Source organism: Lysinibacillus sp. S1, from assembly GCF_044986265.1.
Lineage (GTDB): Bacteria > Bacillota > Bacilli > Bacillales_A > Planococcaceae > Lysinibacillus > Lysinibacillus capsici.
Window position 1 is genome coordinate 3,788,054 of the sequence record NZ_CP173154.1, and the last position, 13,325, is coordinate 3,801,378.

General features: G+C 37.4%; 11 protein-coding genes. 8 read left to right on the forward strand and 3 right to left on the reverse strand.

Annotation, left to right across the window (positions count from 1 at the left end):
* Nucleotides 1–81 precede the first annotated feature (81 nt).
* Nucleotides 82–1,254, reverse strand: coding sequence for a MalY/PatB family protein (locus ACHZEU_RS18855; RefSeq protein ID WP_048394465.1), 1,173 nt, complete (start codon nucleotides 1,252–1,254; stop codon nucleotides 82–84).
* Between the two features lie 72 nt (nucleotides 1,255–1,326).
* Between ACHZEU_RS18855 and ACHZEU_RS18860 the strand changes: the two genes are divergently transcribed.
* Entirely contained in the window at nucleotides 1,327–1,587 is a 261-nt protein-coding gene (locus tag ACHZEU_RS18860) for a DUF1871 family protein (protein ID WP_004228396.1), read from the forward strand.
* Between the two features lie 77 nt (nucleotides 1,588–1,664).
* Here ACHZEU_RS18860 and ACHZEU_RS18865 read toward each other — a convergent pair whose 3' ends face one another.
* On the reverse strand, nucleotides 1,665–3,005 hold the full coding sequence (locus ACHZEU_RS18865; protein WP_048394467.1) for a sodium-dependent transporter: 1,341 nt from the start codon (nucleotides 3,003–3,005) through the stop codon (nucleotides 1,665–1,667).
* Between the two features lie 200 nt (nucleotides 3,006–3,205).
* On the opposite strand from ACHZEU_RS18865, the gene ACHZEU_RS18870 reads away from it, so the two are divergent.
* The 3 genes from ACHZEU_RS18870 to yugI all read left to right on the forward strand — a co-directional run bounded on the left by ACHZEU_RS18870 (nucleotide 3,206) and on the right by yugI (nucleotide 5,863).
* The gene (locus ACHZEU_RS18870; protein ID WP_048394469.1) at nucleotides 3,206–3,754 is read left to right on the forward strand and encodes an RNA polymerase sigma factor; all 549 of its coding nucleotides are present in this window, start codon (nucleotides 3,206–3,208) and stop codon (nucleotides 3,752–3,754) included.
* Nucleotides 3,747–5,399: a hypothetical protein gene (locus ACHZEU_RS18875; RefSeq protein WP_279495856.1), complete on the forward strand. Its 1,653-nt coding sequence runs from the start codon at nucleotides 3,747–3,749 to the stop codon at nucleotides 5,397–5,399. The genes ACHZEU_RS18870 and ACHZEU_RS18875 overlap by 8 nt, the downstream gene beginning before the upstream one ends.
* An 86-nt stretch (nucleotides 5,400–5,485) precedes the next feature.
* Nucleotides 5,486–5,863 carry a S1 domain-containing post-transcriptional regulator GSP13 gene (yugI, locus tag ACHZEU_RS18880; protein WP_004228409.1) on the forward strand — a complete coding sequence of 126 codons (378 nt, stop codon included), beginning with the start codon at nucleotides 5,486–5,488 and terminating at the stop codon, nucleotides 5,861–5,863.
* 41 nt (nucleotides 5,864–5,904) lie between these two features.
* Here yugI and ACHZEU_RS18885 read toward each other — a convergent pair whose 3' ends face one another.
* Nucleotides 5,905–7,212 carry a sigma 54-interacting transcriptional regulator gene (locus ACHZEU_RS18885; protein ID WP_103118704.1) on the reverse strand — a complete coding sequence of 436 codons (1,308 nt, stop codon included), beginning with the start codon at nucleotides 7,210–7,212 and terminating at the stop codon, nucleotides 5,905–5,907.
* 145 nt (nucleotides 7,213–7,357) lie between these two features.
* On the opposite strand from ACHZEU_RS18885, the gene pruA reads away from it, so the two are divergent.
* The 4 genes from pruA (at nucleotide 7,358) to ACHZEU_RS18905 (ending at nucleotide 13,204) form a co-directional block, all read left to right on the forward strand.
* Nucleotides 7,358–8,902 carry an L-glutamate gamma-semialdehyde dehydrogenase gene (pruA, locus tag ACHZEU_RS18890; protein WP_279495853.1) on the forward strand — a complete coding sequence of 515 codons (1,545 nt, stop codon included), beginning with the start codon at nucleotides 7,358–7,360 and terminating at the stop codon, nucleotides 8,900–8,902.
* A gap of 249 nt (nucleotides 8,903–9,151) precedes the next feature.
* The gene (locus tag ACHZEU_RS18895) at nucleotides 9,152–10,345 is read left to right on the forward strand and encodes an ornithine--oxo-acid transaminase (RefSeq protein ID WP_004233780.1); all 1,194 of its coding nucleotides are present in this window, start codon (nucleotides 9,152–9,154) and stop codon (nucleotides 10,343–10,345) included.
* Nucleotides 10,346–10,428: 83 nt separating this feature from the next.
* Nucleotides 10,429–11,673, forward strand: coding sequence for a Glu/Leu/Phe/Val dehydrogenase (locus ACHZEU_RS18900; RefSeq protein WP_004233781.1), 1,245 nt, complete (start codon nucleotides 10,429–10,431; stop codon nucleotides 11,671–11,673).
* A 367-nt stretch (nucleotides 11,674–12,040) separates the two neighbouring features.
* Entirely contained in the window at nucleotides 12,041–13,204 is a 1,164-nt protein-coding gene (locus ACHZEU_RS18905) for an iron-containing alcohol dehydrogenase (RefSeq protein ID WP_048395807.1), read from the forward strand.
* Nucleotides 13,205–13,325: the final 121 nt, after the last annotated feature.

A 13,325-nucleotide genomic window follows, 5' to 3' on the forward strand; every position in this document is an offset into this window, starting at 1 on the left:
ATAAGAACCTTTTCCACAAAATTTTGTTTTTAAACATAGAAAAAGGATAGCTCTAAGGAGAGAGATATCCTTTCAACCATTTTATTGCGCAAAGACCTTTTTAAAACGCTCGACTCCATCTTTCACAGTATCAAATGAACAAGCAACATTCATACGTAGGAAGCCACGACCTTCTTCTCCGTATTTTGTCCCTGGTTCTAGAGCAAGCTTTCCGATTTCAAGTAAGCGGTTCATGATCTCCTTCTCTTCAAGCGCTAGTTCTCGGTAATCAATCCAGATTAAATAAGTGGATTGAGGAATCGTAACACGAATACCTGGAATCTGCTCTAACTCCGTTTTCACATAATCCATGTTGGCAGAAATATAAGGAAGTAATTCATCTAACCAAGGAGCCCCTTCTGTGTATGCAGCATGAAGGGCAACAGAGGCAAATGTATTTAATGAGCCTTGACCACTTGCCATATTGATGGCCTCAAGCTTCAAGCGTTTTTTCTTATCTGTTACGATCATATATGAAACCTGAATTCCTGCTAAGTTAAATGTTTTAGTAGGAGCCATACACGTAACAATGCGATTGATTTCATCACCTGCAACTTTAGCTAAAGGAATATGTTTATCCCCATTAATCATTAAATCAGCATGGATTTCATCAGAAATAATGATGACATCATATTTAGCACAAAGTCGTACAATTTCCTTTAAAGTAGCTTCATCCCATACATAGCCTCCTGGATTATGCGGGTTACATAGTATGTAGGCTTTCACATCTTGGGCTAAAGATTGCTCGAAGGCTTCAAAATCATAGACAAACAATCCGTCTTTTTCAATTAAGGGGCAACTCACAACTTCACGACCATTACTTTTTGGTATGTTAAAGAATGGCGGATAAACTGGAGGTGAAATGAGTACTTTGTCCCCAGGGTTAGTTAGGGCAACAATGCTGTTAGCTAATGCAGCCACAACACCATTACAGAATAGGATGGCTTCTTTCTCTATGTGCCAGTCATGGCGAGTACTTTGCCAGTCTACAATGGATTGTATCGCTTCTTCACTCATATAACTATAGCCAAAAATAGTATGTTCAGCATGTTGTTGTAAAGCCTTTGAAACGGCTATTGGAGCAGGAAAATCCATATCGGCTACCCACATTGGTAAGATATCTGAGGCATCGTTTAGGCCATAAACCTTTTCCATTGCGTCCCATTTTACTGAGTTTGTACATCGACGTTTGATAGTTTGATCAAAAATAGACAAGCAAATCACTCTTTTCTTTTTTTTTTACTATGGTATCATACGAGTATGATCAAAGGATAATAGGTGAGTATTTTGGAAAATATAAAAATGAATCAAGCAGCTGTCCATCTGCTAGAGGAGTGGGATCCATTCCACTTAGGTCCAGACCATTATGATACAGAAACAGCAGATGTAGTTGCAGCATTGCAAGGGATTGATGATCCATCAACACTTGCAAAAGTTATTCAAGAAACATATGAGCATTCGTTTGAGCAATGGATACCGTTTGAAGATTGTGTAGCCATTTCTTACAAACTAATTGCCATTAAATTTGAAGCGAAATGTATTATTTAAAATATTTTGCATATTCCTTATAAAAAAAGGGGTTGTCAATGGACAACCTCTTTTTTAATGCATCATGAGGCTAGTACTTATTTAAATAAAGGCAAAATCCCCTGAATGAAAATAATAAAAATGGCGAGTGGGGAGACGTAGCGAATTAAAATGTACCAAATATTAAACATGAAGCTAGACGCAGCTAATTCTTTACGTGAAATATCCCTTGTATAATAATAACCTGCAAAAATTGAAATCAACAAAGCTCCAATCGGCATTCCGATGCTATTAGTCATAAAATCAACAAAGTCAAAAATAGAGCGATCTACTATTTTTACATCTGCTAATATGCCAAATGAAAGGGCACTTGGAATACCAAAGATGAAAATAACGATTCCACCAATCCAAGCAATTTTTCTACGTTTTTCTGGTTTATCACCAATAGCGATTGCCACGACTATTTCTAACATGGAAATGGAAGAAGTGACTGTAGCAAAAAGCAATAGAATGAAGAAAATAGTTAAGAATAAGCCACCAAGAGGTAACTGCTCGAATACAGCTGGCAAAATAATGAATACTAAGCCTGGCCCTTGATCAGGCGTATAACCAAGCGCAAATACTGCTGGGAAAATAACAAGTCCTGCAAGTAAAGAGATAATAATATTCATAGATGCTACATTAATCGCAGAGTTACCAATCTTCTCTGTTTTAGATAAATAGGAAGCATATGTAATCATAACCGCAATACCTACACTTAATGAGAAGAAAGCTTGTCCTAAGGCCATTAAAAATGTTTCAGCATTTAAATAGGACCAATCAGGTACAAACATAAATTTAACGCCTTCCATAGCCCCATCTAAAGTTAAAGAGCGAATAACTAGGACAATAAAGAAAATAAAGAGGAGAGGCATCATCCATGTGCTGGCTTTTTCAATTCCGCCCTTAATACCTGCTGACACAATGACTACTGTTAATAACATAAATAGTCCCTGTACAAGTACTGCTTCGAAAGGGCTTGAAATAATATCGCCAAATAAATCAGCGTAGTTGATGTCAGAGCCAGCATTCGTTAGCTTAAATGTAAAGGCACGACCTAAGTAGCTTAAAATCCATCCACCAACAACGCTGTAGAATGATAAGATAAGGCCTGCAATTACCATACCGCCCCAGCCAATCAAATACCATGGCTTTCCTGGTGCTTGTTCCTTAAAGGAAGTGACGGCATCCTTTTGACCTCGACGACCTATCATGAACTCAGCAATGAGGACGGGTAAGCCAATAAAGAAAGTACATAAAATAAATAATAAAATAAAGACACTACCGCCATTCGTACCCGCCATATAGGGGAATTTCCAAATGGCTCCTAAACCTATAGCACTTCCTGCGGCAGCTAAAATAAACCCAATTTTTGTTGTAAATTGATCCCTCGATGACACGAAAATAAATCCTCCTTATACTAAAGTATTATTTTACCTCAATATTCTCATAACACAAGCAAATATCAGAAAATTGATGATAGCAAGAAAGACATTTGATGGAGTAAAAATATAGAGAGATGACATATGAGGAAAGACATTTAAATTATGTAACAATTAGGTAGAATACTTCGTTTCATTATCAAAAAGGGGGGAGAGCTATGACGGAGGTTGAACTAATAGCAAGGGCGCAGCAAGGAGATAAAGAAGCCTATATCGAGCTTATCCGCATACATCAGCAAACCGTTGAAAAGTTTGCCTTTCAATGTGGCGTACATACAAATGATTTAGCTGATGTTTCACAGGAGGTATTTGTTAAACTATATCGCTTTTTACACCAATTTAAACAGGATCGATTTACCACGTGGCTCTATAAAATCACATTAAATGCTACGCGTGATTATTATCGTAAGGAACAACGGCAGCAGGCTAAAGAGGACAAGCTACAAGCCCAACAGCAAAAGACTCATTCATCTGCTGAAGAGGATGTTCTTTTGTTTGAAGAGGACAGGCATCTACATCGTGCTATTCAGGCACTTGACGAAAAATACCGTTATCCTCTCGTGTTGTATTATTTCCACGAATTAAAATACGAAGAAATCGCTGAAGTTTTAAATATTTCGTTATCGACGGTGAAAGTGCGATTATTACGAGCGAAGGAAAAGCTAAAGGCAGCATTAATGCAAGATGGGAGTGTTGAAAATGGATGATAAGCAATTTGACCAACGTATGGCACTACTGAAAAAATCCTATGAACGAATGGAAGCGAAGCTTGATCCTGATACTGTCTTTAAACAAATTGAAGAAGAGGATATATCCAAGGAATTATCTTTTGAAATTATTAATAAAGGTCATCAGCGCCCCTCAAGATGGCAAAAGTCGGTTGTTTGGTTTGTAAGTATTGCGAGCATGTTATTAGTGGGTTTATTAGGAACTTCATATATGATTAGACAGCCTGAAACATACAATAACAGTGATAAACAGATTTCCCAAGAAAATGATGACAAAACGATAGGGACGTATGAAAAATGGGTAGAGCGAATCACCAAGAAATATAAGAGAGTGAAAGAAGATATCAGTAGAGAGTTGAAAGTTTCAGTAGAAGAACTGAATACTTTTTCATATATTCAAAATGCAGATTCCATGTTAGCCTTCTATACGAGTTACGAACGTCCGATAGAAGAGGATTGGGAATTGCAAATAATGGAGAAAGAAATTTTAGACGGATTAATGACCCCAAGACGAGCCTTAGAGACAATCAAAGGATATGGGCCATTATCCTTTAATGAATCTTACGGAATCTTTAGCTTATATAAGCAATCGCTTAATGACATAGAAATGTATTTTAATTCTTTACTTGAACCTTATGAACAGTTTTTAAAGAAAAAGATAGATCGTAGTCAGTATCCATCAGATTTAAAAGCAATCATTGAAACAGCAAGCAAGCAATATATGGAACTTCATTTGGATACGGATGGTTCCTATTATTTTAAAGCTAATCCCATCGATGGGGAATATGCTTTTGAGCCTATAAAATACATGCACCCTGATATTTTTGGTTACTTTGAGTTTTTACAAAAAGGATTTTTAGTAGGAGAAGAAGGCTTGAGGTATACACGAGAAGAAACAGCTGAATCCTTGAAAATTATGGAGCGTTCATTGCTGTTTGATATCAATACGGCGAATGTTACTTATAAGGAATTAAAGGCAGTATTTGAAAATACTTGGTTAGCTCTAATGAAAGGATCCACTAATTATCAAGTGTATGCTGAAAAGGGAATCGTTAATAAAGAATACCTGAATTTTTTACAAAAAGTTGCTAATGGAAAGTATGGGGAGGTAATGACAAAGAATGCGGCAACTATTTTAAATGAATTACACCAATATAACAACTCAGAAACGTTAGTAGGGCTGTCAATACAAGATATTTCAACGGCCATTTTGCAAGTTAGGAAAGATACGGCAGTTGAAGAATTTAATATTGTAGACATCGATGATGCAGAGATTGCACAAATTAAGAGAATTTATGATCAGTATTTGAAAAGTGACCCTGAACCATTTATTAATCAGCTCAGTCCTTTAAATATGGTATCCCTTTATTTATATGCAATTTCTATTGGAGATGAATCATTGCAAGAGAAAGTAATCCTATCAAATGTAGAAATAGAGTCTGATTTTTTAAACAAAGTAAAAGGATTATCCATAATTAGCCAAATATCACAATACAATGGAATTTATCCAATGGTGGCTGTACGACTTGATGAAGAACATCAAAAAGAGTATGGCAAGCAAATTTTGTTTAGATTATCTCAAAATGAAGATGGTTTTTACCGTATAATTGGTATCATGGATTGATGAGATGATTTTTTGCCCCGTTTTTACACGTATGTTATAATTTAAGCGATATATACGTAGCAAACAAAAGAAAGTGGGCAAAGGTTATGGTAAAAAAATATGAATTAGGAGACGTGTTGACCGGAAAAGTTACAGGTATTCAACCATACGGTGCATTTGTTGCACTAGATGACAATACGCAAGGCCTTGTGCATATTTCGGAAATAACATACGGCTTTGTGAAGGACGTTAGTGAATTTTTAGCTGTTGGGCAAGAAGTTGAAGTCAAGATTCTTGAAATCGATGAAGAGGCCGAAAAAATTAGTTTATCGATGAGAGCGCTACAGGATCGCCCAGCAACAGTAAGAAAAAAAGATGCACCACCACGTAAATCATTGCAGGACCGTGTAGATGAATCGGATGCAAATGGTTTTAATTCCTTAAAAGATAAATTGCAGGACTGGATTGAACAATCTGGTCAATAAAGAAACGAGGATGCTTTCGAATGAAAGTATCCTCGTTTTTTCTATTGCTTTTTTATTTTGCGGATTCGATATTGCAGGTTTTGTCTGCTCATACCAAGTGCATTCGCTGCCTTTGTAATATTGCCCTCATATAAATTTAAGACATTTTGCACATAATATGATTCGGCTTCACGCAAATAGGCATCGAGTGGCATGACATTGTGATTTTGATGGAACATAAAAAATTCTGGTTCACGATTATTTGTATCTTGTTGCTGCACTTTGAAGCGGAAATGTAAAGGTAATAAATCCGAAGTAACAGTGGATTCCGTTGTCATAAATGAAACAATTTCATCCAGTAGTAGCTCAAGCTCTTTTAGATTTCCTGGCCAATCATATTGTAAAAATAATTCCTGTACATCTGGTGCAAGTTCAGTGACTTGTGAAGCAAATCGTTCTCGATGTCGACTAAAATAATCTTCTACAAATGGAAGAATGTCTTCTTTTCGATCCGTTAAATTAGGAATGGTAATGGCCATTGTAGCAAAGAAATAATATAGAGATTTTGACAGCTTCTTTTCGGCAATCAATGTAATGGGATCACTGCCCACACTGCCAATTAGCATATATTTGGACTGTGGAAGTGAATGTAGTATATCCAAAAGTTGCTCTTGAATGTCTAAGCTTAAAAAATCTATACGTTCGAAGAAGAAGGTGTAATCTTTATCTTCTTCTAATAATTGCTGTAATTTATCAAGCACCGATTGAGCTGAACGGCGACTAACGAGTGTCACAAAGGCATCAGGATCAGGTGAAGCGGCGTGGTGAATGCCCTCTGCTACTAAGTCTTTCCCTGTGCCAGATTCGCCAATTAATAATACTGGTAATTTTACAGCAGCTGCTTTTTTAGCGTTGTCGATAACCTGCTTCATGGATTCAGAATCAGCTTTAATCATATCAAATGTTAATGGTTCATCGTAACGACGAAGGGGTTGATAAACAAGCTTTTCCAGAGAGGTAATATCACGTGCAAATTCAATTGCGCCAATCAGTTTGCCTTCAACAAAAAGTGGAAAAGTATCATTGATTGTTGTAATTTCATGACCATTTTTATTCCAGTAGGATTGTTTAACGTTAATTTCTTTTTTTCCCGTTTGTAAAACACGCATTAACGTACTTTCATGTTGACGGAAGGAAAACATTTCAATAATGGAACGATCCGCAAGTTCATCAAAATGAAATCCTTCAATTTCTTTCATTTTCGTATTGTAAATAATCGTTTTGCCAGATAGGTCTACTGCATGAATACCAACGGATACATTTGTTGCAATAAACTCATAAAAAGGTAGTAAAGGTTCAGAATTTTTCATAAAAATGTGCACCTCAAAAATTTTTTACTTGAAATATGCAACGAAATTTTGCATTATAATAAGTGTAAGAATATTTTATACGCAAAGATATTTTGCGTCAATGTTTTTTGCATACCCAAACACATCTCACAAGGGAGGATTAAGTATGATTCCATACAAACACGAACCATTCACAGATTTTTCACAAGAGGCAAACTACAATGCTTATGTAGAGGCTTTAAATAAAGTTGAAGGTTACTTAGGTCAAGACTACCCACTAATTATTGGTGGCGAGCGCATTACAACAGAAGATAAAATCGTTTCGTACAATCCTGCAAAGAAAACAGAAGTCATTGGTCGCGTTTCGAAAGCAAGCAAAGATTTAGCTGAAAAAGCGATGCAAGCGGCAGATGAAACATTCAAAACATGGAAAAAAGTTGATCCAGCCATTCGTGCGGACGTTCTTTTCAAAGCGGCAGCGATTATCCGTCGTCGCAAACATGAATTCTCTGCACTATTAACAAAAGAAGCGGGGAAACCATGGGCAGAGGCTGATGCAGATACAGCGGAAGCAATCGACTTCATGGAATACTATGGTCGCCAAATGCTACGCATTAAAAACGGTCAGCCAGTCGAAAGCCGTCCAGGTGAATATAATCGTTATGACTACATTCCATTAGGAATCGGTATTGTCATTTCTCCTTGGAACTTCCCATTTGCAATCATGGCTGGTACAACAGTAGCTGCTTTAGTAACAGGGAATACAGTGTTATTAAAACCAGCTTCAACAACGCCAGTTATAGCGTATAAATTTATCGAAGTATTAGAAGAAGCTGGTCTTCCAGCAGGTGCGGTGAACTTCGTACCAGGTTCTGGTGCTGAAGTAGGTGACTACTTAGTCGATCATCCAAAAACACGCTTCATCAGCTTCACAGGTTCACGTGATGTTGGCTTACGTATCAACCAACGTGCATCTGTATTAAACGAAGGCCAAATTTGGATTAAACGTGTCATCGCTGAAATGGGCGGTAAAGATACAATCGTAGTGGATAAAGAAGCAGATTTAGAATTAGCTGCACAATCCATCGTGAAATCAGCATTTGGTTTCTCAGGTCAAAAATGTTCAGCATGTTCTCGTGCTGTCATCGTAGAAGATGTGTATGAGCAAGTGGTAAATCGCGTAGAAGAGTTAACAAACGCTTTAACAGTGGGTGACCCAACTGATTATAGCAACTTCATGGCAACAGTTATTGACCAAGCAGCATTCAATAAAATTACAGAGTACATCGAAATCGGTAAAGGCGAAGGTCGTTTAGTAGCTGGTGGTACAGCAGACGATTCAGTCGGCTACTTCGTACAACCAACTGTATTCGCGGACGTAGAGCCTTCTGCTCGTATTATGAAGGAAGAAATCTTCGGACCAGTGGTAGCCATTGCAAAAGCAAAAGATTTCGACCATGCGATTGAAATTGCAAACGATACAGAATACGGTTTAACAGGCGCTGTTATCACAACAAACCGTATGAACCTAGAAAAAGCACGTGAAGAATTCCATGTAGGAAACCTTTACTTCAACCGTGGCTGTACAGGTGCAATCGTAGGTTACCAACCATTTGGTGGCTTCAACATGTCAGGTACAGATTCAAAAGCAGGTGGCCCAGACTACCTACAACTGCATATGCAAGCAAAAACAACTTCAGAAATGCTTTAATTTTCACATTGACGTGAGGGCTGTTCAAAGTAGGTAGAAATTGAGGCATTTTGAATGAATTTGTGACACTTCTCCAGGTAACGCTACCTGGCTAAAACCGTAGACTTTCATGACGTAGTTTACCTTGGAGAAGTTAGCAAATTTACCGTTTGAATTGTTGCTATATTCTTAATCATTCTACTTATAGTGATACATAGTCCCTTTCTTTTATAAAGTTTTTCAACATGATTAGTAAGGAGAGAATAGGATATGACAAAAACTCAACAAGTTATTGAACAAACACAAAATTTTGGTGCAGCAAACTATCATCCACTGCCAATCGTTATTTCAGAGGCTGAGGGTGCTTGGGTTAAAGATCCAGAAGGTAACAAATATTTAGATATGTTATCTGCTTATTCAGCAGTAAACCAAGGACACCGTCACCCAAAAATTATCGCTGCTTTAAAAGAGCAAGCTGATAAAGTAACGTTAACTTCACGTGCTTTTTACAGTGAAAACCTTGGTGAATGGTATGAGCTAGTAGGGAAATTAACAAATAAAGAAATGGTATTACCAATGAATACTGGTGCTGAAGCAGTAGAAACTGCGTTTAAAGCAGCTCGTCGTTGGGCATATGATGTAAAAGGCGTAGAAGAGGGTAAAGCTGAAGTTATTGCATGTAATGGTAACTTCCATGGTCGTACAATGCTAGCTGTATCTTTATCTTCTGATGAAGAATACCGTCGTGGTTTTGGTCCAATGCTACCAAATGTTAAATTAGTAGATTATGGTAATCTTGAAGCTTTAAAAGCGGCTATTACACCAAACACTGCTGCATTTTTAATTGAGCCAATTCAAGGTGAAGCGGGTATCGTCATTCCAACAGAAGGCTTCTTAAAAGCAGCTCGTGAACTTTGCCGTGAAAACAATGTACTTTTCATTGCTGACGAAATTCAAGCTGGTTTAGCACGTACAGGTAAAATGTTTGCTTGTGATTGGGAAGAAGTAGAACCAGATATGTATATCTTGGGTAAAGCTCTAGGTGGCGGCGTATTCCCAATTTCTTGTGTGGCTGCAAACCGTAGTATTTTAGGTGTATTCAACCCGGGTTCACATGGTTCAACTTTTGGCGGTAATCCTTTAGCTTGTGCAGTTTCAATTGCATCAATTAAAGTATTATTAGATGAAAAATTAGCAGAGCGTTCACACGAACTTGGCGAATACTTCAAAGGTAAATTAAAAGAAATTAACAACCCAGTTATTAAGGAAGTACGTGGTCGTGGTTTATTTATCGGTATGGAGCTAACAGAAGCGGCTCGTCCATACTGTGAAAAACTTAAAGAATTAGGTCTATTATGTAAAGAAACACATGATACAGTAATTCGTTTTGCACCACCACTTGTTATTTCTCAAGAGGATTTAGATTGGTCAATTGAACAAATTGAAAAAGTATTTAAACTTTAACAAAATGTTCACATTTTAATTCGGAAGTATGTTACAATGATGCCGATAACTATCATTAAAAAAAACAAAGAGGCGATTTAATAATGTCTGAAAACTTAAATCTTTTCACATCAACACAAGATGTCATTCAAGATGCTCTAAATAAACTTGGCTATGATGAAGCAATGTATGAATTACTAAAAGAACCGCTTCGCATGCTACAAGTACGTATCCCAGTGAAAATGGATGATGGTACAACAAAAGTATTTACTGGTTACCGTGCACAACATAATGATGCTGTAGGACCAACTAAAGGTGGGGTTCGTTTCCACCCACAAGTGTCTGAGGAGGAAGTTAAAGCGCTTTCAATGTGGATGACATTGAAATGTGGTATTGTCGATCTACCGTACGGCGGTGGTAAAGGCGGTGTCATTTGTGATCCTCGTCAAATGTCAATGGGCGAAATCGAACGTTTAAGCCGTGGCTATGTTCGTGCGGTAAGTCAAATCGTAGGACCAACAAAAGATATTCCTGCGCCAGACGTATTTACAAATGCACAAATTATGGCATGGATGATGGATGAATATAGCCGAATGGATGAGTTCAACTCTCCAGGCTTCATCACTGGTAAGCCACTAGTACTTGGTGGTTCTCAAGGTCGTGACCGTGCGACTGCACAAGGTGTTACAATCGTAATCGAAGAAGCAGCAAAAAAACGTGGTATTGATATTAAAGGTGCTCGTGTTGTTATTCAAGGATTTGGTAACGCAGGAAGCTTCCTTGCAAAATTCATGCATGATTTAGGTGCGAAAGTAATCGGTATTTCAGATGCTTATGGTGCACTTCATGATCCTGAAGGTTTAGATATCGACTATTTATTAGATCGTCGCGATAGCTTCGGAACAGTAACTACTCTATTTGAAAACACAATTTCAAACAAAGAATTGTTAGAGCTTGATTGTGATATTTTAGTACCAGCTGCTATTGAAAACCAAATTACTGCTGACAATGCACATAATGTGAAAGCAAATATCGTAGTAGAAGCAGCAAATGGTCCAACAACAGCTGAAGCAACTAAAATCTTAACAGAGCGTGGCATTTTACTTGTACCAGACGTATTAGCCTCTGCAGGTGGAGTTACAGTTTCTTACTTTGAATGGGTGCAAAATAACCAAGGTTATTATTGGACAGAAGAAGAAGTGGAAGAACGTCTATACAAAAAAATGGTCGAAGCATTTGATAATGTATATACAACAGCAACAACACGTAACATCAACATGCGCTTAGCAGCTTACATGGTAGGTGTTCGCCGTACTGCAGAAGCTTCTCGCTTCCGTGGTTGGGTTTAAGTAAAAAGAAGATAATGAGTCATTCCTATATTATTGGGATGACTCATTTTTTTCGTTTTTATTTGATTGAAGAAGGTGGTCTAGGCGCTGCTCTAATAGCATCTTTTTTTCGTTCCTTATTTTTTTGATTTTAAAAAATCTTAGCAGAAAAAAGCCCAAAATTATGGTTACGACAACAATTACAATAATAAGCATGTGCAAAAATTCCTTTTATCTTATGTAATGAGTAGTACTATACAACTATTGTCTGAACAAAATCTGAACAGTTTGAAAAAACGCTTTCGAAATAGCAAAGTGTTGACAGCGTTTAATCTTTGCTTTCTCTAGCGTAATTATGAGAAAATCCAACTAGAAAGGGGCGAATTAGATGGATTCATTTACTTTTTTTAACCCAGTGAAACTACATTTTGGTGAGGATGCACTTGAAAAATTGCCGAAAGAATTAGAGCAATTTGGAAACAAGGTATTAGTTGTATATGGTGGCGGAAGTATTAAATCGAATGGTGTATACGATGCTGTTATAGAAAAATTACAACAGGCGGATAAAACCGTATTTGAATTAGGTGGTGTAGAGCCAAATCCAAGAGTGGAAACAGCTAGACGAGGTATTGAGATATGCAAAACTGAAGGAATTGACTTAGTTCTTGCTGTGGGTGGTGGTTCAGTAATCGATTGTTCTAAATTAATTGTTGCTGGCGCTAAGTATGATGGCGATGCTTGGGATATCGTGAAACGTAAAGTGTTTGTAGAACAAGCTATACCACTAGGAACGGTATTAACACTTGCTGCTACAGGCTCAGAAATGAATGCTGGATCTGTGATAACGAATGCTGCTACAGAAGAAAAACTAAGTTGGGGTAGTCCAGCAGCCTTCCCGAAATTTTCAATACTAAATCCAGCATATACAGTGACTGTACCTAAAAATCACACTGTGTATGGAATAGTGGATATGATGTCGCATGTATTTGAGCAATATTTCCACAATACAACGAATACTCCTATCACAGATGAAATGTGTGAAGGGGTATTGCGAACAGTTATTACGACAGCTCCAAAATTATTAGAGGACCTAGAAAATACGAAGTTACGCGAAACCATTCTATTAGCAGGGACAATTGGTTTAAATGGATTCCTATCAATTGGTTCACGAGGGGATTGGGCATCTCATAATATTGAACATGCTGTATCTGCTGTATATGACATTCCACATGCAGGTGGTTTAGCCATTCTTCAACCGCATTGGATGCGTTTAAATGTACCAGTAAATCCTGAGCGTTTTGCAGGTATAGCAACACGTGTGTTTGGAGTCGAGGCAATAGGTAAAACAGTAGAAGAGGTTGCTTATGAGGGGATTGATCGTTTATCTGCATTTTGGACATCATTAGGGGCACCTAGTCGTTTGGCAGATTACGATATTGATGATTCGAAATTCCAGCAAATTGTAGATCATGCTATGCAAAATGGCCCTTTTGGCAACTTTAATCGATTGCAAGAGGAAGATGTAAGAACCATTTTACGAAATTCTCTTTAATACTTTAAGTATGAGGCTATGCTTATAGCCTCATACTTTTTTTTATTGCAAGGTTAAGAAAAATTAACGATTAATGTAGAATTTTGTCGTAGAAGTTTCTTTAGTCCTGCAATATAATAAA

Coding starts and splice junctions, on each gene's coding strand:
- ACHZEU_RS18870 (WP_048394469.1), top strand. CDS start 3,206: ATGACGGAGGTTGAACTAATAGCAAGGGCGCAGCAAGGAGATAAAGAA.
- ACHZEU_RS18875 (WP_279495856.1), top strand. CDS start 3,747: ATGGATGATAAGCAATTTGACCAACGTATGGCACTACTGAAAAAATCC.
- yugI (WP_004228409.1), top strand. CDS start 5,486: ATGGTAAAAAAATATGAATTAGGAGACGTGTTGACCGGAAAAGTTACA.
- ACHZEU_RS18885 (WP_103118704.1), bottom strand. CDS start 7,212: ATGAAAAATTCTGAACCTTTACTACCTTTTTATGAGTTTATTGCAACA.
- pruA (WP_279495853.1), top strand. CDS start 7,358: ATGATTCCATACAAACACGAACCATTCACAGATTTTTCACAAGAGGCA.
- ACHZEU_RS18895 (WP_004233780.1), top strand. CDS start 9,152: ATGACAAAAACTCAACAAGTTATTGAACAAACACAAAATTTTGGTGCA.
- ACHZEU_RS18900 (WP_004233781.1), top strand. CDS start 10,429: ATGTCTGAAAACTTAAATCTTTTCACATCAACACAAGATGTCATTCAA.
- ACHZEU_RS18905 (WP_048395807.1), top strand. CDS start 12,041: ATGGATTCATTTACTTTTTTTAACCCAGTGAAACTACATTTTGGTGAG.